The following is a 21,899-nucleotide window of genomic DNA, read 5'->3' as shown; positions in this document are numbered from 1 at the left end:
CAGAGGCGGAAAGTTTAACCCCGAAGGGTTTTGTTAACGAACAATATCACGAACGAAGCTAAAGTTAGCCTCGAATGCCTATATTATAACACATCAAAATCAAAAAGTCAAGTAAAAACTGGACTTTTCATCAAAAGAGAGTAAAATAAAAGAGCAAAGGGCAAAAATTAAGAGTAAATTTCAAAAATTGCATATCGTTTTTTATATTCATCTTGAATCTTTTATTTTTAATCTTTAATTTTGAGCGACTGAAGGGAGCGAAGATGTCGGGTCATTCAAAATGGTCAAATATAAAATTTAGAAAAGAAATTGCTGACAAGAAAAAAGGTAAAATTTTTACCAAATTAGCCCATCTTATTGCTATCGCTGCGCGCGAAAAATCCGAAATCAAGCTCCGTTTAGCCATTGAAAAAGCCAAACAAGCCAATTTGCCCTCAGTAAATATTGATCGAGCGATTAAACGCGGCACCGGTGAACTGGGTGATGTCAAATTTGAAGATGCCACTTATGAAGCCTTTGGTCCAGAAAAAGTGGCAATTTTAATTTCTATTACCACTGATAATAAAAATCGCACCTCTTCACAAATTAGAAACATCCTCGATAAATCCGGTGGCAAATTAGCGGGTTCAGGTTCAGTCAGTTGGATGTTTGAACAAAAAGGAATTATAAGGATTGTCCCAAAGGGGTCCCATCGGGAAGACAAAGAAGAAATAGAATTGATCGCCATTGACGCCGGCGCTGATGATGTCACAGATGAAGGAAGTGAAATCCTAATTTATACTAAACCCGAGGAATTAGAAAAAGTTAAAAATGAACTCCAAAAACAAAATCTCGCAATAATTAATTCAGAAATCAGCATGATTCCCAAAAATATTGTCAAGGTAGAAGATGCGAGTGCGGCGAAAAAAATTTTAAAACTAATGGACGAGTTAGATAATATTGATGAAGTTGTTTCTGTGGCGGCAAATTTTGATATTCCTGATGATTTAATCAAAGAGACCGAGGCTTAATATTAAAAAAAGAGATTTGATTTTAATTTTTTGATAAAATGGAGTCAGATGATAATTTTAGGGATTGATCCTGGCACCACCACTACTGGTTTTGGTTTAGTTAGACTGGAAAAACATTGTTATAAATTATTAGATTATGGGGTGATTGCCACCAAGCCGAAAATTCCCTTGCCGGAAAAATTAATTGAAATTTATCAGGATATTAGCCAAATCATTCAAGAGACTTCTCCTGATTTAGTTGCCGTGGAAAAGCTTTTTTTTCTCAATAATGCCAAAACCGCGATGGCAGTCGGCCAAGCGCGTGGAGTCGTTTTATTAGCGGCGGCAAAGGCCAAAAAAGAAATTTTAGAATTTACTCCGCTTGAAGTCAAATTATCGGTTTGCGGTCATGGTCGGGCTGATAAAGTCCAAGTTCAAAATATGGTTAAAGCAATTTTGAAATTAGATTTTTTACCCAAACCAGATGACGCGGCTGACGCCTTAGCAGTCGCTATTTGCGGGCATAATAATTGCAAATACTAAAAATTATCATGTTAGGGCTTGAAAAAAATATCAAAAAATATTAAAATAAACCAAATGCCTAGCAAGGAGACGGATGCCAGTTTTAAGACAAAATATTATTACTGGGGATTATTCAATTATTGCCCCAGAACGTGCGAAAAGACCAAGAGATTATGTTCGCGCTAAACCCCCAAAGGTTCCAACTCAGGATTGTCCTTTTTGTCCAGACAGTGCCGCCAGAAAAACTGTTATTGCCGAAGTATCAACTAAAAATGTACTCGTGATTCCCAATAAATACCCGGTTTTTACTATGGAAAAGAAAATTATTTTTCAAGCTTCAAACCTTTATTTTTCGACCAATAGTGTTGGCGCTCATGAAGTTTTAATTTTTCGAGATCATTTTCGTGACTTTTCCGAATTAAGTCCACGATCAGTCGACGAAGTTTTAATGGCTTATCAAAAGCGTATGAAATATTATTATAAAGATCCAGATATTGAATATGTGATGGTTATTCATAATCATGGTCCAGAATCTGGGGCGACTGTCGCTCATCCTCACTCACAACTTTTCGCTTCCTCGGTAATTCCTATTAATTTGACCAAAGAAATGGATGGTGCTAAAAATTATCACCAGCGACACCATCGATGCGTTTATTGCGATATTATTCAAGAAGAAAAAAAGCAAAAAGCCCGCATTATTTTAGAAAATGATGATTTTGTCGCTTTTGCCTTTTTTGCCCCCAGATTTCCGTTTGAAACTTGGATTGTTCCAAAAGATCACATCCCGCATTTTGAAGATATTAGGGATGCTAAAAGAAAAAACATGGCCAAAATTTTACACGAAGTCTTAGCCAAAATTGATATAAAATTAGGTGATCCGGGATATAATCTATATATTCACAGTACTCCACCTGATATTTTAGAAGGTAATAATTTTTATCATTTTCATATTGAGATTACACCGAGAATGTCTTTCTGGGGCGGTTTTGAATTAGGCGCCGGCATCCCAATTGATATTGTTTCGCCAGAACGCGGCGCCCTTTTCTTAAAGAAAAAATAAGCAAATTCGATTTCATAAACAAAATAGTTAATAAATTTGGAAGGAAACCTCGCAATGAAAATTGCTATTGTTTCAACTATTTGGGAAAAAGTACCGCCAGAAAAATATGGTGGGACAGAATTGGTCGTTTACAACCTCGCGGAAGGGTTGGTTAAAAATGGGCATAAAGTGACAGTTTTTGCTTCTGGCAATTCTAAAACCTCCGCACGTTTAGTTTCGGTCGTCCCTAAAACTTTACGAGAAATGGGTATTGGCTGGAATGAATTTTTATATCCTTTATTAAATTTAACCCAGGCTTTAGATATGGAAAAAGAATTTGATATTATTCATGTCCAATTTAATACCCGGGTTGACTATTTTGTTTTGCCCTTTGCCCGGTATTTAAAAACTCCAATTGTCTCAACAATGCATTTTGAAATGCCAACTACACCGGATAAAGCAAATCGAAAAATCTTTTTAGAAAAATATCGAGAGCATCCTTTGGTCACCATTAGCAATGCTCAGCGAAAAATTCCTAATCTAAATTATGTGGCCACAGTTTATAATGGCATCGAAGTTGATAAATTTGATTTTAATGATCAGCCCGAAGATTATTTATTTTGGATGGGCAGATTTTCAGAATCCAAGGGTCCCAGGGAAGCGATTCAAGTGGCCAAAAAAACTGGCCAAAAATTAATCTTGGCTGGCAAAATTGACGAAATGAACCCAGAATATATGGAATATTATCATCAAGAAGTTGAGCCGCATTTTGATAATAAGCAAATCATTTATTTTGGCGAAGCAAATCACGAACAGAAGAATAAATTATTGCGAAATGCCAAAGCTTTATTAAATTTAATTCAGTGGGACGAACCTTTTGGTTTAGTGCCGGTTGAATCCATGGCGACTGGTACGCCTGTAATTGCCACCAAGCGTGGTTCAATGCCAGAATTAATCAAAGATGGCGAGACCGGTTTTTTAGTAAAAGATGTTGATGGTGCAATTGAAACTTTAAAAAAAATTGACCAGATTGATCGAAAAGTTTGCCGTCAGCATGTCATGGAAAATTTTTCAGTTTCTAAGATGGTTGCAGATTATGAAAAAGTATATCTTGAAATAATTAATAATTTTCCGAGGGAAAAAAGGAGTTGAAATGTGGACTCTGAATTCTCTAAAAAGATTAGTCAAGGACCAGTTTAAAGATTACAATTTAATCGTTGTTTCCTTTCGAGAACCGTATCAGCATTATGTCAGCAATGGTAAAATACTTGCCCGCCGAACCCCAGGTGGCGTAGGAGCGTCATTAGATTTGGTGATGCAGGCAACCGGTGGGACATGGGCCGCAATTGGCAATGGTGAAACGGATAAAAAAGTGGTAGATGTTGATGACAAAGTTGGTTTGCCGCCAAAAAATCCCAAGTATCAGCTCAAAAGAATTTGGTTAACCAATCAGGAAATTAATGATTTTTATTTTGGTTTTTCCAACCAAACCCTTTGGCCATTGTGTCATATTGTTTATGTACGGCCGACTTTTGATGAAAAATATTGGCAAGCTTATAAAAAAGTTAACGAAAAGTTTGCCGAAATTATCCTCAAAGAAGTTGGTTCAAAAAAAGCCTTAATTTGGGTTCAAGACTATCAATTTGCTTTGTTGCCAAAATTATTAAAAGAAAAAAATCCAAAGATTAAAGTTGCCCAATTCTGGCACATTCCTTGGCCAACCTATGAAATTTTTCGAACCTGTCCTTGGGGTCGAGAAATTCTTCAAGGTTTATTGGGAAATGATTTATTAGGTTTTCACCGAAATTATCATATTAATAATTTTCTCAATAGCATTGAAAGATCATTTGAAGCTCGCGTTAACCGTGAAGATTCATACGTTAGATATCATGGTCGCCGGACGTATATCCGTTCTTTTCCAATTGGGACAGATTATAATTTATTTGCCGGAACCGCTAAAAAAATTAGAGAAAGGATAAGCCCTTTTATTAAAAATGTGGTCAAGAGTCCTTACAAACATTTAGCGGTGAGCGTGGATAGAATTGATTATACCAAGGGAATTTTAGAAAGGCTCGATTCCATTGATCGTTTCCTGGAAAAATATCCCAAGTATCAGAAAAAATTTGTTTATGTTGGTTTAGGGGCAACTTCGAGAGAAAAAATCCCGCAATATCGTCAGCTTCGAAAAGATGTCTATAATCGGATTGATAAGATTAATCGGAAATATAAAAAGGGAACATGGGTGCCGATTTACTTTATTGAGGAAAAACTTAATTTTCGAGATATTGTTTCTTTTTACAAAAGCGGCGACCTTTGTCTGGTGAATTCTTTAGATGATGGCATGAATTTAGCTAGTTTTGAATATGTCGCGAGCTGCCGACCTGAAGGGGTTTTGATGCTCTCAAAATTTGCCGGTGCTTCAAAAGGTCTCACTGAGGCGGTGATGATTAACCCTTATAATATTGAACAAACCGCCGATAAAATTAAATTAGCCCTAGAAATGCCCCGTAAACAAAAAATTGAACGTATGCAAATTTTAAAGCGATCTGCGGCGGAAAATAATGTTTTTCAATGGGCTGGGACATTTCTTGAAGAATTGTTAAAAATATAAAACGAGGGAAAATGAAAATTGTCGTTATTTCCAGTTTGCGCGAAAGAACTCCCCCACCTTTATATGGTGGTGCGGAAAGAGTTGTTTCAAATTTAACCGAAGAATTGGTTAAACGCGGTCACGATGTCACCTTATTTGCAACTGGAGATTCAATTACAAAAGCAAAATTAGTTTCAGTTTATCCGCGCGCCTTATATCGTGATGGGGTTGCCTGGACAAGCTATGCTGATAGTTTAACAAATGTGGCTAAAGCTGTTGAATATGCGATTAAAAATAAGGCTGATATTATTCATAGCCACGCTGTTAATTATAGTTCAGTTTTCAGCAAAATTAGCAACGTTCCAATTATTCACACCCTTCATGGTAATATTGATCGCGCCGAAAATCCACCTGAAAGAACCAGACTGCTCAAGACATTTAGGGATAGTTTATATGTGAGTATTTCTAATGCTCAACGTGCCTTAAAAGATTTAAATTATATTGCGACGGTTTATAATGGTGTTGAAGTTGATCAATTTGCCTTTAAAAATCAGCCCAAAGACTATTTATTTTGGATGGGACGAATAACTTACGAAAAAGGTACAAAGGAAGCGATTTTGGTGGCTAAAAAGTTAAAAATGAAATTAATTATGGCAGCCAAATTAGATCAAGAATCAAAAGCCGATGTTGAATACTATAAAAAAGAAATAGAACCCTTAATTGATGGCACGCAGATCCGCTATGTCGGTGAAGCAGATTTTGAGGAAAAAAATAAATTATTAAAATACGCAATTTGTCTTTTAAATCCGATTTTTTGGGACGAACCCTTTGGTTTAGTGCCGGTTGAAGCCATGGCTTGTGGGGCGCCGGTCGTTACTTTTAATCGCGGGGCATTATCTGAAACCGTTGTTGATGGTAAAACCGGGTTTTTAGTTGAGCCTGGAAATATTGATGCGATGGCAGAAGCAGTCAAAAAAATTGGTCAAATAGATCGAAGAGCTTGCCGAAAGCATGTTGAAGATAATTTTACTATTCAAAAAATGACTAATGATTATGAAAAAGTATATAAGCAGGTTTTGGATAGAAAGCTAAAATGAGCGAAACGTTATCAAATACTCCCGAAGGAGCGGAAAATTTTAAAGCCCCACAAAATACTAGCAAAGTCGCTCAATCAGAAAGATTTCGGACCCCAGAATTAGAAAGACCTCTCACCGTTGAAGAAAGTCTAGATAAATTTGAGCATATATTAAAAACTGCTCAAAGTTTAGTCTTTGCGACAGACTTAGATGGTACCGTGCTACCATTTGCTCAAGATCCGCGCGACTGTAAAGTTGATCCTTTAGCCAAAGACTCATTAGTACGCTTACAAAATTCAGGAATTCCAATTGTGGTTATGACTGGTCGGAGCGGGGCTGATGGTGCAGCTAAAATTGAAGTTCCAGGTTCAATAATCGTTGGGACTGCCGGTTGGGAAGTTTACAAAACAGACCCCAATAATCCATCTCAAGGCGAAAGCATAATTGATGAACAATTCCAGCCGCATTCACAACAAATTACAAATTTACTTGGCGGAATTCGAAATGAATTTTTAACCTAAACTGAGGCTATAATTGATACAGATCAGCCTGAATTAACCTCGGAAATTCAAACTAAATCCGGAAAAGTCATTCTTGAGAAAAAAGCGGTTAATACTGATTTTTCTGAGGGATTAACGCAAACCTACAATTTAAATCAAGTTGATCCAGCCAAATGGGACGAATATATTGGGATTATTCAACAAAAATATGAACACGATATTCCAGATGAATTAAAACCTTTGTATAAATTAACGATTGGAAAAAATCCAGATCTTAAAAATCCGCAATGCGGAGTATCAATTTCACCATATGGGGAACAGGGCAAGGAAAAAAGTTTGATTCAGTTATATCGCCAGGAAGACGATCCGAAGCGTAAAGCATATTTCAAAGGCACTCCAGGCGGCTTTGATGGGGCAGTCTTTATGGGAGACAGTAACCAAGATGCCAAAGCCTTGCGGGCAGCGCACTTAACTGCTGCTTTAGCTGGACGAAAAGCTGCCGGAGTATTAGTTCTCAAATCCGAAATAGTCGGTGAAAAAGGCCAAGAAAAAGCCGCCCATGTTGCTGATGTTTCAGTGGAAAAAATTGAAGGCAATGCTCAACTTTTATCAAAGTTAGCTGATTTAGCGGAAAAATATTACCACAAATAAATCTCTAGGTTGCTTTTCGTCCTCATATACAATAGAATAAAGTCAGTAAATAATTAGCTAAAAAAGTAATTATTCCTTTTTGATTAGTTTAATAAGGAGGCTTATGAACTTATCGTCTCTTAATTTTATGAGCGATTGGATAAACCAAGCCATCACGAATGGAATTCCCCGCGAAATGATTATTTTGGTCTTGATGTTTCCAATCATTGCCACTATTATTGCTTTTATTCGCCAGGTGGTGGGCCTAAAAAGCTTGGGAATTTATTTACCCTCGATTTTGTCAATCTCATTTTTAGCCACTGGCATTAAATTTGGTTTGCTTTTTTTTGCGATCATCTTAGTTCTAGGTACGGTTTTTCGCTTTTTATTAGTTAAATTAAGACTTTTATATTTACCCAGAGCCGCATTAATTTTGACTTTAGTAAGTTTTATCACTCTTTTGTTAATTGTTTTTAGCGCCAATTTAGGTATTGGCAACCTCACTGGGATTGCGATTTTTCCAATGTTGATGATGATTGTTTTGGTGGAAAGATTTATAAATTTACAGATTGAACGTGGCTGGAGTGAAGCTGGTTGGTTGACGATTGAGACTTTGATAATTTCTATTTTTTGCTATTTTTTAATGGTCTCCAAGATGGTTCAAAATTTTATTATTAGTTACCCGGCCATAATTTTAGTCTTAATAATTTTTAATTTTTTAATTGGTCGTTGGACAGGTTTGAGGTTGACCGAATATTTTCGTTTTCAACAAGTAATTAAATCTAAATAATAAATCCCAGATTGTAAAGGGGGTTTTGATGGCAAAATTCAAAAATTTATTAGGGATGAATTCTAGAAACCTTCTTTTTATTGCTCCCTCCAATCCCCGCCGCCTCAAAAGGTTGGTGGATAATAAATTGCTTACTAAACAAATTCTTAAACGAGCGCATTTGTCAGCCCCAAAAATCTATCAAGTTTTTGAATCTAAAAAAGATTTAGATAATTTTGATTGGAAAAGCTTACCAAACAGTTTTGTGATCAAGCCGGCTCGAGGTTTTGGTGGCGAGGGAATATTAGTGGTTTTTGGTAAAAAAAAGCATGGTTGGTCAAAACAAGATAGTTCGGAAATTAATATTTCTGATATTAAAATGCATATTTTGGATATTTTAGATGGAAATTTTTCCATGAATAATGCTCCAGACACGGCTTTTATCGAACAAAAAGTTAAAACTCACCGTTTTTTCAAACGAATTTCATTTCGCGGCACGCCTGATATTAGAGTCATCGTTTATAACAAAATTCCGGTGATGGCGATGTTAAGATTGCCGACTCGCGATTCTGGCGGGCGGGCAAATATTCACCAGGGCGCGGTAGCAGTGGGCGTAGAAATTGCTTCAGGCATTACCACGCGTGCTTGGTGGAAAAATCGTACAATTCGTTATTTTCCAGGCACTAAAAGAAAGTTGAATGGTTTAAAGATTCCAGAATGGGAACAAATTTTATATTTAGCCTCCGAAGCACAGCAAGCGGTGGGTTTGGGTTATTTGGGAGTGGATATTGTTTTAGATCGCGAAGATGGCCCGCAAATATTGGAATTAAATGCCAGACCAGGATTAGCGATCCAGTTAGCAAATTTATCACCCCTAAAAAGAAGGCTGGAAAGAGTCGAAGATCTTAAAATAAAAGATACGGAAAAAGCAATTCGCGTTGCCAAAGAACTATTTGGTGGGGAAATAATTAGAGAAATTCAAGATGCTTCTGGTAAAAGAGTTTTGGGGATGTTGGAACCTGTTAAAATAATTACCAAAAAACAACACTTAGATGTGGTGGCAAAAACCGATACCGGTGCTTTTAGAACCAGCATTGATCAAAAAATTGCCGCTGAACTGAGTTTAGATAAAAAGGTAATTGGTTCAAAAAAAGTTCATTCTTCACACGGTCACCAAGTGAGACCTTTAATTAATTTAATCTTTATTATTTCGGGTAAAAAAATTAAAACCGCGGCCACAATTGCTAATCGTGGTGATTTGAGGCGCGACATGATTATTGGCAGAAGGGACTTGAAAAATTTTATTATTGACCCGGCTAAAAAAACCACCCTAAAACAAGTTTATAAAAAGGAGTGATTGTGAAAATTGCAATTTTAGGAGCGGGCGGCGCGCCAGAATCTACCAGGTTGAAAGAGGAAGCAGAAAAAAGAGGGCACTCAGCCGATCTTGTCGGTTACAAACAATTTTCAATTAAATATGAACCTAAACTTGTAATAAATATTGACGGTGAAGATTTAGCCCAAAAATATGATTTACTATTACCACGCGGCGTCACTAAGCACCCCGAAGAAGCTCAAATTTTGGCTAAATATATGTTGGAAAATGGTAGATTAGTTATTGATCAACGCTTAGCCAAACAGCCATTTTTCCTAGGAAAACATTTTACCAGTTTTCAATTTGCTAAAAATCATCTCCCTCAGCCTGAGACTTGGTATTTTATGGCAAAAAAAATCTCTCCAGAAAAATTTAACAATCTCCCCTATCCAATTATTATTAAACATAATTTGGGCAAGCAGAGTAAGGATATTTATCTGATTAACAATTTCGGCGAAGCTGAAAAATTTTTCCAAAATCATTTAGTCGATAATTATCTTATTCAGGAATTTATTCCCACCAATAGTTATATTCGAATTCTTGTTGTTGGCAATAAGGTATTAGGTGCGATGGTTAGAACTAAGGCTCATGGAATTCCCTTGGCTGGTCAAAATGCCAGTTCTGGTGTGCATTCAAAAAGTTACCCGATGAATCCAAAATTAGCCAAATTAGCCATTGCTGCGAACCAAGCGGAAAAAAATGATATTTCGGGCGTTGATGTTTTAGAGCATAAAGGGAAATACTATTTATTAGAAGCTAATCGCGGGCCAATGTTCAAGTCTTTTGAAAAAATTACTGGTATTAATGTTGCTAAAAAAATAATTGAATATTTTGAAGAGCTTTGAAAAAACCATGCTAAAATTAAATCGTGAAAAATTAGATGCAAGGTGGGGAAAAAGATTAGCAGATATCGCCTCGCAGTTTTTATTATTAGCTAACGTAAAACCTAAAAATTTAGATGCTGAAAAAAAAGATTTTCTTTCTGGAAAGATTGAAAACCCGCATTTTAAATATGAAACCGATCCAAAATTAAAAGTTTATTTAAAATTAATTGATGTTTTCCTCAGTGATTTAAAAAATGAAAAAAATCGAATTATTAAAAAATTGTATGCTGACAGATTATTAGAATTAAAAATGCAAATTGAATTAGTTCAGGCAATCGGCATTAATGACGAACAAGTTTCTAAAATATCTGAAAGTTTATTCGGCAAACCTAACACCGATGATATTTTAAAGGCCCAAAAGATTTTTAAAGCTCGTAAAAAGATTAAATCTCGTAATTTTGACGCCACTACCATTAAAAAAGTTTTTGAAAAAGCACTTAGCCATTATCATCTTCGACACTGGAACGTGGTTATTGATCAAAAATTTTCACTTGCCATAACCGTAAGCGTGATTAATGAGGGTCAGTATAGCCCTCGAATTATAATCCCTTATTCTCATCGAGTTTCTAAAATTAGACTTCAACAATTAGTTGCCCATGAAATTGAAACCCATGTTTTGCGTCAACAAAATGGTTGGAATTCAAACTTATCTATTTTAAGTATGCCCTTGGGATGTAAAAATTTTTTAACTTGCGAAGAAGGTTTGGCGGTTTTGAATGGCAAATGCAGATTCCCAAAAACTGGCTCCGAGGCTTTGAGCATTTTAGCTTTTCACCTTTCTAAAAATTTAAACTTTCGCGAAACTTTTGAAAAATTAAAATCTAAAGGCATAAAAAAAGATTTAGCTTGGCGCCGGACTGCTCGAATTTTTCGCGGCATTACAGATTGTCAAAATACACATAATTTTCGTTTTTGGTATGATAATATATATTGGCAAGGTCTAAAAAAAGTTACCAATAATCTGCATCAACATCCTCAAAATTTTAAAAATTTATATTGTGGAAAAACAAATTTAGAAGATTTAGACTCAATCTTAAACTTAGCCGAAAATACTAAAATAAAATTATTACCGGAAAATTTAGAAGTTGAACAATTATTATCAAGGATATAAATGATTATTACCATGGCTGGTAAAATAGATTTTGTTGGTCCAAACTTTGTGATTCTAGAAACTGCCGATACTGGCTTTAAAATTTTTGCAAATTCCCAAACTTTGACTGGCATAAAAACTGGAAAAAGAAGTAAATTATATTTGCATCATTATCTGCGGGAAAATTGCGAAGATCTATTTGGATTTTTAACTTTTGAGGAATTGGAATTATTTGAATTATTGCTCACAGTTTCTGGAATTGGGCCAAAAGCGGCCATGGCAATCTTGAGCCGAGCCAAATGCGGACAAATTAAAAACGCAATTTTAAACAATGATTTAGAAATGTTTATGGCAATTTCTGGCGTGGGTCGAAAAACTGCCACCAGATTAATCCTCGAACTTAAAAGTAAAATCTCAGTTGACGATTTGAGCATTTTAGACGCTGGTGGGGATTATAGTGAAGTTTTAGAAGGTCTCAAGTCATTGGGTTATAAAGCCGAAGAAGCCAAAAAAATCTTAGCCAAAACTCCTAAAAACTTAAAAACCGCCGAAGAAAAAATTACTTGGGCATTAAAGCAAATGGCAAAATAAATTATATAAAATAACTTTTCCATGGTTCTGTCAGAATAGGGATTTCAAATTAGTTTTCTTTGCGTCAGACACTTTCTTTACGAAAAAGAAAGGGGGTCTGAGGCCGTAAACGTTAAGTATATCATTACCTTAAGGAGGGGAGAAAGTGAGCCTAAAATGGCAATCAAAAAAGAAAAAAAACGTTTAGTAAGTGGTAAATTAAAACCCGATGAAATCCCGGCCGATTCATCTTTGAGACCTAGCACTTTAGCGCAATTTGCCGGACAGGACAATATTAAAGAAAATTTAAAAATTATGCTCGAGGCGGCTAGAAAAAGAAAAGAGCCTTTAGAGCATATTCTTTTATATGGTCCAGCCGGAATTGGCAAAACCAGTATGGCGCAAATTATGGCGCATGAAATGTCTGCCAATATTAAAATTACTTCGGGTCCCACTCTGGATCGGCCCGGAGATTTAGCTTCGATATTAACCAGTTTGTCAGATTTTGACATTTTGTTTATTGATGAAATCCATCGACTTGGTCGTTTGATTGAAGAATTGCTTTACCCGGCGATGGAAGATTATGCCTTAGATATAATAATAGGAAAAGGACCATCTGCTAAAACCTTGCGGTTAGAACTGCCCAAGTTTACCGTCATTGGCGCCACCACTAAAATCGGCGGGATTTCTTCGCCTTTGCGCGACCGGTTTGGCGCAATTTTTAAGCTAGATTATTATAAAATCAAAGATGTCAAAAGGATCTTAAAGCGCGCCGCTAAAATTTTAAGGATTCCAATTGATAATACTTCAATCATATTAATTGCCAAAAGTGCCCGCAGGACCCCTAGAATCGCCAACCGAATTTTACGCCGTGTCCGAGATTATGCCCAGGTTAGGCACCAAGGCAAAATCACTCCAGAAATTTGTCTTAAAGCCTTAAAAATGCTCCAAATTGATAGTATTGGTTTGGATAAAGCTGATCGAAAATTATTAGAAATATTAATTAAAAAATTTTCAGGCGGACCGGTAGGTTTGGAAACATTAGCTGCCGCCTCTTCTGAAGATATTGCCAACATTGAAGAAGTCTATGAACCATATTTAATGCGTTTAGGCTTTTTAAAGCGAACTCCCAAGGGCCGTATGGCGACTAGCAAAGCCTTTGAATATTTAGGTTTTAAATGTCCTCAAGAAGTTAGCAAAAAAGCTCAAAAAGAAAAAATTAGCCGTCGTCAGAAAAAATTGTTCAAATAAAATGAAAAAAATTTTGCTTCATATTTGTTGCGGGCCTTGCGCAATTTCGGTGGTGGAAAAATTAAGGGCTGAAGATTTTGAAGTTACAGGTTTCTATTATAATCCCAATATTCAGCCCAAAAAAGAATTTCAAAAAAGACTCAAAGCCGTTAGGCAATTGGCCAAAATTATTAATTTGCCAATCATGGTGGCAAAATATGAAGCCGAAGAGCATCTTGTGGCGAACGAAAATCTCGAAAAACCCGAAAGATGTTTTGCGTGCTATAAATTACGTTTAGAGAAAACTGCCCAGATTGCGGCCGCGAAAAACTATAAATATTTCACCACCACTTTATTGGTTAGTCCTTATCAGAATTTAGACAAAGTTCGCCAAATCGGTGGGGAATTAGCTCAAAAATATCATTTAGAATTTATTGATCGAGATTTTGTTAGCCAATTTCGCCAAGGTCACCAAAAAGCTCATGATTTGGGTTTATATTGCCAAAAATACTGCGGCTGTTTTTATAGTTTAAAAAATAAATCTTAATTTTGCTTGAGTAAAAGATTTTTTTAAAGTATAATAATTGCACAGCTGGACATTAACAACTCAACACACAGGAGGCACAAACCAGATGAGAATCGATCCACACGAGCATTTAAGGGATAGAGAAGAAGCCCATAAAGAAACGATTGCGCATGGTCTGGAATTAGCCACCCAACAGGGTGTTGATGTGGTATTTGATATGCCGAATAAAAAGAGACCAATTATTTCCGAACCTGACGTTATTGATATTTTGGAACTTGTCCCAAACGATCAACATCAAAGATACTTTTTATACATGGGAGTCACCGCGGATCCTGAACAAATAAAAGAAGCTATTGAATGTTATGGACAAAGACATTTTAGCCATCGAATCGTAGGTTTAAAAATGTTTGCCGGCAGATCAGTTGGTCCATTAGCAGTTACCACTCACACTGAACAGTATCAGGTTTATCAGACTTTGACCAAATTGGGGTATAAGGGAGTCTTAGCCGCGCATTGCGAGAAAGAAGACTTAATGAAACCCGAACTTTGGAATCGCGCCAACCCCATTTCACATTCTTGGTCGAGACCTAAAGAAGCTGAAATTGAATCTATTCAAGACCAAATTAAATTCGCGATTGAGACGGGTTTTGCTGGTACCCTGCATATTTGTCATGTTTCTTGCCCTGAATCAGTTGATGTGATTAATAACGCTCGGGGCAAAATCAAAATTACCTGTGGTGTCACTCCTCATTATTTAATGTGGGCTAATGAATTTATGAAAAAAGAGGCCAATGGTTTGATTTACAAAGTAAATCCTCCCTTGCGAGTTTGGCCGGTTGTAGAAGGACTTAGGAGATGCCTTCAAGCAGGTTTAATCGATTGGGTTGAAACTGACCATGCTCCTCACGCCATTGGCGAAAAACTATTTTCTCAAGATCCGCCGTCTGGCATCCCTTCCCTTTATCTTTATCGAGATTTTGTCGAACGCTTTTTGCCCGAGGATTTAGGTTTAAGTCCGGAGCAAATTCAAGCTTTAACTTGCGACAATATCATCAAAGCTTTTGGCGATAAATTGTCAAGCCTTCAGAGCAGGTTTCCTACTTAGGGAAAATTTAGAAACTTGCTCTTTTTTTAATTTAGCCATTAATTTTTGAGCTTTTTTGTGATATGATACAGTCAAAGGCAAACTTATGATTATTTTATTATTAGCTTATTTGGCATTTTTATTAGGTTTTATTATTATTTCCGGCTTAGGTTTATATCATTTATGGAAATATGGTTTTCGTGGTGATATGACCAAGATAGTGATGATCACTTATATTGTTGTTACCGGAATTATTATCTTTTTCTCATTAGCGATTATGTTGAGTTTAAAATGGGGGAGCGTCAGTTTTCCGTCGATCGAAGAATTTATCCCCCAAATTTTTAGAGGTGGCTAAATGGAAGATCAAGATCGGTTACGTAAAATTTTTCCTAATGCTGACGTGGACGAAGAAGTTTTAATTTTCACCAGAAAACATTGGTTTATGTTTTTAATAATTTTTATCATCATTTTCGCGATGCTCATCGTGCCCTTTGCTTTGTTGATGATTTCCATTCGTTTTTATCCGCAATTTTTTGTAGGTTCAATAATTAATTTTGTGGTTGTATTTTCGTCAATGTATTTATTGTTTATCTCCGCCGCCTTTTTACTCGGTTTTGTCAATTTGTATTTTGACATCGTCATTTTAACCAATAAACGAATCGTTGATATTAATCAAAATGGTCTCTTTAATCGCACCATTGACGAATTAGATATTTTGCACGTTGAAGATGTTTCGGCCAAGGTGACCGGTTTTTTTGGAACCATGCTTGATTTCGGTTGTGTCGAAATTCAAACCGCCGGTACTGCCCGTAATTTTATTTTCACCAATATTCCCCACCCGCGCGAATTTACCCAAAAATTAACCTCTGAATATAAAAGATTAATTTCTTCTCCATCTGGAAATGTGGCACTTAAAACAATTGATACTGCAGAGGGTTTGGGTGAGAGGGCTGTCGGCGTTTTTAATCATAAAGATTTGCGCCGTCCCGGCGGAATTGCCAATTTAGGTGCTGAAAAATCAGAAAATTTATCCCCCAAATCTGCCCCAATCGAACCTGAATCAAAACCGATTTCCGAAAATATTCCAAAAACAGCCCCGCCTGATTTTCAAATTCCGAAAATTCCAGAAAATAAAAATGAACCTGTTTTAAATATCCCCGAAACCCCCGAAACCCCCGAAAAACCAATCGAAGGTGAGCTCCACGAAGGTACGATTGTGGACTTGACAGTTAAAAAGCCAGATCAAAACCAAAATCCTGATGATAAATAATTAATTATGAAAACTGCAGATTTCGATTTTGAGTTACCGAAAAATTTAATTGCTCAAAAACCAATAAAACCTCGCGAAAATTGTCGCTTGATGATTCTAAATCGCCAAACCGGCAAAATTTCAGAGGATTATTTTTATAATTTACCACTTTTTTTAAAAAAAGGCGATGTATTAGTTTTTAATGATTCCAAAGTTATTCCCGCCAGGTTAATCGGCAAGCGAGTCCAAACCGGTGGTAAAATTGAAATTTTATTATTAAGAGATTGCGGCAAGGCAGGCTGGGAAGCGTTAATTTCTGGACATCGGCGGCGGGTGGGGCAGAAAATTGAATTTTCAAAAGGTTTGGTGGGCGAGATTGTAAAACCTGAAAAAGAGGGGAAATGGCAAATTTTATTTAATCTTGGTGGTAAAAAATTTCAAGAAATATTATTTAAAATTGGCAAAACTCCAACTCCGCCGTACATTAAAAAAATGACTCCCCTTCCCGATTATCAAACTGTATATGCGAAAAATTTAGGCTCAGTCGCCGCGCCGACAGCGGGTTTCCATTTTTCTAAAAAATTAATAAATAAATTAAAAAAACAAAAAATTGATTTTGAATTTGTGACTTTGCATATAGGTTTAGGAACCTTTGCGCCAATTCGCAAAAAAAATATCAAAAATCATTATCTGCATTCAGAATGGGCAAATCTATCAAAAGAGGTCGCCAGACGCTTAAATAAAGCCAAGAAAAATGGCCAAAGAATTATTGTGGTTGGCACCACCACGGCTCGAGTTTTAGAAACTGCCGCAAATCAAAAAAATCAGCTCCTGCCCTATTCTGGACAAACGCAATTATTTATCTTTCCCTGTTATAAATTTAAATTTATTGACAGTCTGATTACTAATTTTCATTTGCCAAAATCAAGTTTATTGTTGTTAGTTTCTGCTTTTGCCGGTCAAGAATTGATCAAAAAAACCTATCAGCTGGCGATTAAGAAAAAATATCGGTTCTATTCTTTTGGCGACGCGATGTTTATTATATAAATTGGTTCTAAAAAAAATAAGAAGCGGTCCACGCAGCAGTTTTTGCTTTGTGGACCGCTTCAGGTCCGGAGTGGCTCCTCGTTAAGCGATTCGGAGCCGTGACATGGTCAGGCCGGGATGGGCGTGGTGCCGTCTGCACCAAATCGCCGCTTCTTTCACGGCTCGATCTTTCTCGGCAAGCCGCGTGAGGATGACCTCGATGGGCTGGTGGGTGATAATCGCCCTTGTCAGCCTTTTCCATGCAGCTCGGCAGAATCTGATCTTCTGACCGTGCAAGCGTTTTCCTCCCTTCTCGGTGATTATGTCGGCTTGAAGTCGTGGAGTGTGACGTTGAGTTCCACCCGGGCGAAAGAAACACCTGGATGGTACCGTGCAAGGTCAAAGATCTTCGTCATCACCACCTCCGCGACACCCAAGGAAAGATCCGACACATACGGAGGAGAAGGATTCTCCTCGTAGTAACCTTCGTCGCCGCCGTAGTCGATGGCCGGCTCGGGCACGGTGATTTCGTAGGTTTGTGTGCCTGCGCCCTGGAGACGAAGAATCAATGTGCCCTCGGCCGTACCAGGTCCATACTTATTGAAGACCTGGTCGAGTGGTGCCAGGATGCCGACCAAGATGAAGTACAACTCAACACCACTGCTCTTGTCGGCAGCGACCTGATGGATGTACTTCTCGGTCTTGTCGTTGTAGTTGACTCGAACCGTCACCGGGAACGTCTCGGGGTTTCGGTTAGGGTCAACGCGACAGCCGTACATCCGGTCCTCGACTAGAGTTCCGATTGGCTGGTTGAGTGGATGAGCTTGCTTAAACGACCCGAAGGTCGTCTCGACCATCACGTCCATCGACGCGAGAGAAACCGGCAACGCCCTTTCACCGAAGTTGTCCAGCTGATGGCCGAAGATCAGCCACTGGTCATCACCTGTTTGATGGGTGATGGTCCCGACTGCTCCGCCGGTCACCAGCGGTCCGGTGATGTAATTCACCGAGATTGACTGACCTGGCATGGGCACCGAGGTAGCCAGTCGGTTGCTCCCTGGATTCGTAGGGATTATCTGGAACTTGTCAGACACCCCTGTCCGATCCAGGGTTGCTAGCCGTTGAAGGGTGGGGATAGAGACTCCTTGCAGGAAATAGGACAGCGGGATCTCCTGCTCCTTGAATGTAATCCCGCGATCGGGTGACGCCGGGGTAAGCCGGAGCATGTCGTCGATGGACCGGGCCATGAACCGGTGGTCATCGCCGTCCCAGCCAAAAGCCAGCGCGCCAGCGAGTTGATCATCGGACGTCATCAGAGGGGATCCGGAATCCCCGGCTCCCACCGCCAAGCTGGCGGGGGTCTGGCAGACAATGAGGTGATCCGGACCTTGTGTGAACGTTGACAGGAACGCCACCTCGTACTCGCGTACCTCTGTTCCCTGTCGGTTCAGCCGGAGGTGCATGGTCGTGCCGCGGGCAAGGTTCGCAACCTCGCCAAAGGCGATGACGCGGCCGGTCGGTGGCGTGGTGACAACCTGTCCACCAACTGGTGGAATCAGACTCTCATTGCTACCTCCGCAGCCAGAGAAGACGGAGACAACCAGCACTAGCAGAACAACCGGATACAACCTAGACATTACAACACCCCTTTGCAGCAGAATCATCCACCGAAAGGCGGATTTTCGGCCTTGCTTTCGCAATTTTCACATTATATCAAAAATAATCTAATTTGTCAATAGATTTTAACAAATTTTAAAAACTTTTAACTATTAATTTGGCGTGGTATAATTAGATTAATTATTGATTTTATTTTCCCACCAAGGAGAAAATGCTCAAAAAGCGAACTCAATTTAATTTTTTTGGGCTAATTTTAATCTTTATTTTAGTATTTTTAGTTTTTCCTCAAAATTCTAAAGCCCAAGCCCAAAACTCGAGTGCTGGTCACTTGTTAATTTCTGAGGTTTTTTATGATACTCCGGGCACAGATGCTGATGAGGAGTGGCTCGAAATTTTTAATCCGCTCTCAACAGATATTAATCTTGAGAACTGGAAATTAACAGATTTGTCCGAGACTTTTATTTTTCCGGCGGGAGTAAAAATTGGTGCTCACAAATTTTTAACAATTGCCAGGAAGAAAAATGGTTTTGAAAATTTATATCATTTTACCCCAGACTTTGAAAATTCCCCACTTAGTCTTTCTAACACCGGCGATTTAGTGATTTTAAAGGATAGTGCAAATTTAGAAATTGATATGGTGGTATGGGAAAAAGAATATTGCCCAACCCCTGATACTTGTTTTGATCCCCACCCAGGCGTTCCCACAGGACATTCTTTAACAAGGATGCCAGTCAATGAAGATTCTGATGATTTTGCGATGGATTTTATAGATGAGGCAAATCCATCACCGGGAACCGCACCAGTCAATTTGGATGAAGCCGCGGAAATTACTGGTAATTCCGCAAAACTAAATTGGACAAAGAGTCTTGATGCAAACTTTTTCCAATACCAAATCTTGCAAGCTACTTCTTCCACCGGACCAACTAGTCTTATTATCACAATTGATAATCTTGACCAAACCCAATATCTACTTTCAGATTTAGATCCTGGTCAAACATATTATCTGACCATTAAAACCATTGCCCTTGAGCCTAAAAAAATTAGTATTTCTAATCAAATTTCTTTTGGCACTTTCTTTATTCCTATATATAATGTCATAATATCTGAAATTTTGCCCCACCCAGCCACTGATACAGATGATGAGTTTATTGAATTATATAATTCCGGCACAAAAACCATTGATCTTTCTGGTTGGTATTTGGATGATGGCGAGGGCGGGAGCACGCCATTTTTAATTCCCGACAATACCCAAATTTTGCCTGGTCGTTTTCTAGTTTTTTACAAAAAAGAAACCAAAATTTCCCTAAATGATTCGGGTGATGTTGCCAGATTATTATGGCCTAATTTTGGCCAAGCTTCGTCATCGGCAAAATACGTTTTAGCTCCTGAAGGCCAAAGTTGGGCAAAATCTGGAACAAGTTGGTTTTGGACGACAAAAATTACTCCAAATGCTAAGAATATCATTCAGGAAATCCAAACCGTCCCAACCATCTCCACGATTTTAAATGCTAAAAAATTAGCCAAAGGCAAACCGATCTTAGTTGAAGGATTAGTCACAGTTTTGCCGGGCACTTTTTCTAAATTATATTTTTATCTTCAAGACGAAACTTCAGGAATTCAAATTTATTTTTCTAAAAAACTTTTTCCCAATTTAAAAATTGGCGATAAAATTAGGGTCTCAGGTGAAATTTCCGAATCTGGTGGGGAAAAACGCATTAAAATTCGCGAACCTGGCGATATTATTATTCTTGGTTCTTTTGGTACTCCGGCGGCGAAAAATATTAAATCAGGTGATGTGGGAGAATATTCAGGACAATTAGTCCAAATTAAGGGTAAGATTATTTCATCATCAGGCAATACTTTTTATATAGATGATGGCTCAGGAAAAGTTCGAATTTATATTTCAACTTCAGCTGGCTTTAAAAAGCCAAAAATGCAAAAAGGAGATTGGGTTCAAATCACCGGCATAATTTCCAAAACCTCGGCTGGTTTTAGGTTAATGCCCAGATTTTTAGCTGATATTAAAATTATTTTAAATGTTCAAGGTAAAAATACAAAAGAAAAAACCGGGGAAACTAATCAAAATTCATTACTCGGGGCGAAAACTGCCAAAGCCGCACCTTCAGATCTTGCAATTGGGACTGATAATAGGGTAAAATCTAATGGTGCAATTTCAAATTTAGGCTGGATCTTGGCCATTGCAGGTTCCAGCTTATTAATTATTTTTGTCGGATTTCAAATTTGGAGAAATAAAATTGCAAAAAATTTCTAATTCCGCTAAATATACCCAGGAATTTGCCAAAAAATTTGCCAAAAAACTAGCCCGTGAAAATGGGCAAGTTTTAGCATTGGCTGGAGATTTAGGGAGTGGTAAAACCTGTTTTGTACAAGGATTGGCTAGGGGATTGGGAATTAAAAAACCAATCACTAGCCCGACCTTTATATTAATAAAAGAATACCGAGTTAGCAGTAAGCATCTTGCAGCTAAAAATCTAATTCATATTGATTTATATCGGTTAAGGGGAGTTGATCCTGTTTTCGAAAAAGAACTCCAAGAATATTTTACGCCCGAAAATTTGGTGGTGATAGAATGGCCAGAAAAAATTAAACATATTTTACCTTCAAACACGAAATGGTTCAACTTTGAATATCTTGACGAAAATCGCCGAAAAATTGTTTTAAGTGAGGAAAATTATGATTTTGGCAATTGATACTGCCGGACCAAATTTGGCAATTTGCCTTTTTTGGCCGAAAAAAATTCAAAAAGTTTTAAAATGGCATTCTGAAAAAAAATCAGAAAATTTATTAATTAGAATCGACCAGCTATTATCAAAAAACAAAGTCAATCTCAAAGATCTCAAAACCATTATTGTTAACCACGGACCCGGTTCTTTCACGGGTTTGAGGGTTGGAATTTCTTGTGCAAATGCTTTGGCTGAAAGCCTAAAAATCCCAATTATCGGCATCAAAAACGAAAAAAATATTCTCAAAATGACCCAGGCTGGATTTATTAAGTTTAAAAACCACAAATTTTCTAAAAATCGCCAAGTCTTGCCTTTTTACAATTTTAAACTTAAATAATCAAATTCTACAATTTTATTGACTAATTAAGCCTCGTGCCATATAATTAAAA

23 protein-coding genes are annotated in these 21,899 nt (G+C 37.6%); 22 read left to right on the top strand and 1 reads right to left on the bottom strand.

The window, feature by feature from the left end; all coding sequences use genetic code 11:
- Positions 1 to 263 precede the first annotated feature (263 nt).
- From VJJ80_01520 to queA, 19 genes are all read left to right on the top strand, one after another.
- Positions 264 to 1,010 (top strand): YebC/PmpR family DNA-binding transcriptional regulator, encoded by a 747-nt coding sequence (locus VJJ80_01520; protein HLC38787.1) that lies wholly within the window; start codon positions 264 to 266, stop codon positions 1,008 to 1,010.
- Positions 1,011 to 1,058: 48 nt separating this feature from the next.
- Positions 1,059 to 1,532 (top strand): crossover junction endodeoxyribonuclease RuvC, encoded by a 474-nt coding sequence (gene ruvC, locus VJJ80_01515; protein ID HLC38786.1) that lies wholly within the window; start codon positions 1,059 to 1,061, stop codon positions 1,530 to 1,532.
- Between the two features lie 73 nt (positions 1,533 to 1,605).
- Positions 1,606 to 2,571: a galactose-1-phosphate uridylyltransferase gene (gene galT / locus VJJ80_01510; GenBank protein HLC38785.1), complete on the top strand. Its 966-nt coding sequence runs from the start codon at positions 1,606 to 1,608 to the stop codon at positions 2,569 to 2,571.
- Positions 2,572 to 2,625: 54 nt separating this feature from the next.
- Positions 2,626 to 3,702: a glycosyltransferase family 4 protein gene (locus VJJ80_01505; GenBank protein ID HLC38784.1), complete on the top strand. Its 1,077-nt coding sequence runs from the start codon at positions 2,626 to 2,628 to the stop codon at positions 3,700 to 3,702.
- A 1-nt stretch (position 3,703) separates the two neighbouring features.
- On the top strand, positions 3,704 to 5,161 hold the full coding sequence (locus tag VJJ80_01500; GenBank protein HLC38783.1) for a trehalose-6-phosphate synthase: 1,458 nt from the start codon (positions 3,704 to 3,706) through the stop codon (positions 5,159 to 5,161).
- Between the two features lie 11 nt (positions 5,162 to 5,172).
- On the top strand, positions 5,173 to 6,237 hold the full coding sequence (locus VJJ80_01495) for a glycosyltransferase family 4 protein (GenBank protein ID HLC38782.1): 1,065 nt from the start codon (positions 5,173 to 5,175) through the stop codon (positions 6,235 to 6,237).
- Entirely contained in the window at positions 6,234 to 6,737 is a 504-nt protein-coding gene (locus tag VJJ80_01490; GenBank protein HLC38781.1) for an HAD hydrolase family protein, read from the top strand. Before VJJ80_01495 ends, VJJ80_01490 begins: the two co-directional genes overlap by 4 nt.
- 219 nt (positions 6,738 to 6,956) lie before the next feature.
- Positions 6,957 to 7,367, top strand: coding sequence for a hypothetical protein (locus tag VJJ80_01485; GenBank protein HLC38780.1), 411 nt, complete (start codon positions 6,957 to 6,959; stop codon positions 7,365 to 7,367).
- Between the two features lie 103 nt (positions 7,368 to 7,470).
- Positions 7,471 to 8,136: a 7TM domain-containing protein gene (locus tag VJJ80_01480; protein HLC38779.1), complete on the top strand. Its 666-nt coding sequence runs from the start codon at positions 7,471 to 7,473 to the stop codon at positions 8,134 to 8,136.
- Positions 8,137 to 8,164: 28 nt separating this feature from the next.
- The gene (locus VJJ80_01475) at positions 8,165 to 9,472 is read left to right on the top strand and encodes a sugar-transfer associated ATP-grasp domain-containing protein (GenBank protein ID HLC38778.1); all 1,308 of its coding nucleotides are present in this window, start codon (positions 8,165 to 8,167) and stop codon (positions 9,470 to 9,472) included.
- A gap of 2 nt (positions 9,473 to 9,474) precedes the next feature.
- A complete protein-coding gene (locus tag VJJ80_01470; GenBank protein HLC38777.1) occupies positions 9,475 to 10,335 on the top strand; it encodes an ATP-grasp domain-containing protein in 861 nt (286 codons plus the stop codon).
- Entirely contained in the window at positions 10,322 to 11,485 is a 1,164-nt protein-coding gene (locus VJJ80_01465; GenBank protein ID HLC38776.1) for a tyrosine/phenylalanine carboxypeptidase domain-containing protein, read from the top strand. The genes VJJ80_01470 and VJJ80_01465 overlap by 14 nt, the downstream gene beginning before the upstream one ends.
- The gene (ruvA, locus tag VJJ80_01460; GenBank protein ID HLC38775.1) at positions 11,486 to 12,055 is read left to right on the top strand and encodes a Holliday junction branch migration protein RuvA; all 570 of its coding nucleotides are present in this window, start codon (positions 11,486 to 11,488) and stop codon (positions 12,053 to 12,055) included.
- Between the two features lie 156 nt (positions 12,056 to 12,211).
- Positions 12,212 to 13,285 (top strand): Holliday junction branch migration DNA helicase RuvB, encoded by a 1,074-nt coding sequence (gene ruvB / locus VJJ80_01455; protein ID HLC38774.1) that lies wholly within the window; start codon positions 12,212 to 12,214, stop codon positions 13,283 to 13,285.
- A 1-nt stretch (position 13,286) separates the two neighbouring features.
- On the top strand, positions 13,287 to 13,811 hold the full coding sequence (locus VJJ80_01450) for an epoxyqueuosine reductase QueH (protein HLC38773.1): 525 nt from the start codon (positions 13,287 to 13,289) through the stop codon (positions 13,809 to 13,811).
- Between the two features lie 85 nt (positions 13,812 to 13,896).
- Entirely contained in the window at positions 13,897 to 14,895 is a 999-nt protein-coding gene (locus tag VJJ80_01445) for a dihydroorotase (protein ID HLC38772.1), read from the top strand.
- 85 nt (positions 14,896 to 14,980) lie between these two features.
- Positions 14,981 to 15,229, top strand: coding sequence for a hypothetical protein (locus VJJ80_01440; protein HLC38771.1), 249 nt, complete (start codon positions 14,981 to 14,983; stop codon positions 15,227 to 15,229).
- The gene (locus VJJ80_01435) at positions 15,230 to 16,144 is read left to right on the top strand and encodes a hypothetical protein (GenBank protein HLC38770.1); all 915 of its coding nucleotides are present in this window, start codon (positions 15,230 to 15,232) and stop codon (positions 16,142 to 16,144) included.
- Between the two features lie 6 nt (positions 16,145 to 16,150).
- Positions 16,151 to 17,170 carry a tRNA preQ1(34) S-adenosylmethionine ribosyltransferase-isomerase QueA gene (gene queA, locus VJJ80_01430; GenBank protein HLC38769.1) on the top strand — a complete coding sequence of 340 codons (1,020 nt, stop codon included), beginning with the start codon at positions 16,151 to 16,153 and terminating at the stop codon, positions 17,168 to 17,170.
- A 299-nt stretch (positions 17,171 to 17,469) separates the two neighbouring features.
- Here the strand turns inward: queA and VJJ80_01425 are convergent, their stop codons facing one another.
- Positions 17,470 to 18,786, bottom strand: a complete 1,317-nt coding sequence (locus VJJ80_01425) for a hypothetical protein (GenBank protein ID HLC38768.1) — start codon at positions 18,784 to 18,786, stop codon at positions 17,470 to 17,472.
- 191 nt (positions 18,787 to 18,977) lie between these two features.
- Between VJJ80_01425 and VJJ80_01420 the strand changes: the two genes are divergently transcribed.
- From VJJ80_01420 to tsaB, 3 genes are read left to right on the top strand one after another with little or no spacing between them, the layout of a single operon-like run.
- Positions 18,978 to 21,038: a lamin tail domain-containing protein gene (locus tag VJJ80_01420; protein ID HLC38767.1), complete on the top strand. Its 2,061-nt coding sequence runs from the start codon at positions 18,978 to 18,980 to the stop codon at positions 21,036 to 21,038.
- Positions 21,022 to 21,477, top strand: coding sequence for a tRNA (adenosine(37)-N6)-threonylcarbamoyltransferase complex ATPase subunit type 1 TsaE (gene tsaE / locus VJJ80_01415; GenBank protein ID HLC38766.1), 456 nt, complete (start codon positions 21,022 to 21,024; stop codon positions 21,475 to 21,477). The genes VJJ80_01420 and tsaE overlap by 17 nt, the downstream gene beginning before the upstream one ends.
- On the top strand, positions 21,461 to 21,847 hold the full coding sequence (gene tsaB, locus VJJ80_01410; GenBank protein ID HLC38765.1) for a tRNA (adenosine(37)-N6)-threonylcarbamoyltransferase complex dimerization subunit type 1 TsaB: 387 nt from the start codon (positions 21,461 to 21,463) through the stop codon (positions 21,845 to 21,847). Before tsaE ends, tsaB begins: the two co-directional genes overlap by 17 nt.
- Positions 21,848 to 21,899 lie beyond the last annotated feature (52 nt).

This window comes from Patescibacteria group bacterium (assembly GCA_035288465.1).
Taxonomy (GTDB): Bacteria; Patescibacteriota; UBA1384; order DATEAH01; family DATEAH01; genus DATEAH01.
This window is presented reverse-complemented; position numbering and strand designations above follow the sequence as displayed.

Excerpts from the sequence above, each read along its gene's own strand:
- VJJ80_01490 (HLC38781.1), top strand. The coding sequence starts at position 6,234 with ATGAGCGAAACGTTATCAAATACTCCCGAAGGAGCGGAAAATTTTAAA.
- ruvB (HLC38774.1), top strand. The coding sequence starts at position 12,212 with ATGGCAATCAAAAAAGAAAAAAAACGTTTAGTAAGTGGTAAATTAAAA.
- VJJ80_01480 (HLC38779.1), top strand. The coding sequence starts at position 7,471 with ATGAACTTATCGTCTCTTAATTTTATGAGCGATTGGATAAACCAAGCC.
- VJJ80_01505 (HLC38784.1), top strand. The coding sequence starts at position 2,626 with ATGAAAATTGCTATTGTTTCAACTATTTGGGAAAAAGTACCGCCAGAA.
- VJJ80_01475 (HLC38778.1), top strand. The coding sequence starts at position 8,165 with ATGGCAAAATTCAAAAATTTATTAGGGATGAATTCTAGAAACCTTCTT.
- ruvA (HLC38775.1), top strand. The coding sequence starts at position 11,486 with ATGATTATTACCATGGCTGGTAAAATAGATTTTGTTGGTCCAAACTTT.
- VJJ80_01435 (HLC38770.1), top strand. The coding sequence starts at position 15,230 with ATGGAAGATCAAGATCGGTTACGTAAAATTTTTCCTAATGCTGACGTG.
- VJJ80_01520 (HLC38787.1), top strand. The coding sequence starts at position 264 with ATGTCGGGTCATTCAAAATGGTCAAATATAAAATTTAGAAAAGAAATT.
- VJJ80_01450 (HLC38773.1), top strand. The coding sequence starts at position 13,287 with ATGAAAAAAATTTTGCTTCATATTTGTTGCGGGCCTTGCGCAATTTCG.
- galT (HLC38785.1), top strand. The coding sequence starts at position 1,606 with ATGCCAGTTTTAAGACAAAATATTATTACTGGGGATTATTCAATTATT.
- tsaB (HLC38765.1), top strand. The coding sequence starts at position 21,461 with ATGATTTTGGCAATTGATACTGCCGGACCAAATTTGGCAATTTGCCTT.
- queA (HLC38769.1), top strand. The coding sequence starts at position 16,151 with ATGAAAACTGCAGATTTCGATTTTGAGTTACCGAAAAATTTAATTGCT.
- VJJ80_01420 (HLC38767.1), top strand. The coding sequence starts at position 18,978 with ATGCTCAAAAAGCGAACTCAATTTAATTTTTTTGGGCTAATTTTAATC.
- VJJ80_01500 (HLC38783.1), top strand. The coding sequence starts at position 3,704 with ATGTGGACTCTGAATTCTCTAAAAAGATTAGTCAAGGACCAGTTTAAA.
- VJJ80_01440 (HLC38771.1), top strand. The coding sequence starts at position 14,981 with ATGATTATTTTATTATTAGCTTATTTGGCATTTTTATTAGGTTTTATT.
- VJJ80_01445 (HLC38772.1), top strand. The coding sequence starts at position 13,897 with ATGAGAATCGATCCACACGAGCATTTAAGGGATAGAGAAGAAGCCCAT.
- ruvC (HLC38786.1), top strand. The coding sequence starts at position 1,059 with ATGATAATTTTAGGGATTGATCCTGGCACCACCACTACTGGTTTTGGT.
- VJJ80_01425 (HLC38768.1), bottom strand. The coding sequence starts at position 18,786 with ATGTCTAGGTTGTATCCGGTTGTTCTGCTAGTGCTGGTTGTCTCCGTC.
- VJJ80_01495 (HLC38782.1), top strand. The coding sequence starts at position 5,173 with ATGAAAATTGTCGTTATTTCCAGTTTGCGCGAAAGAACTCCCCCACCT.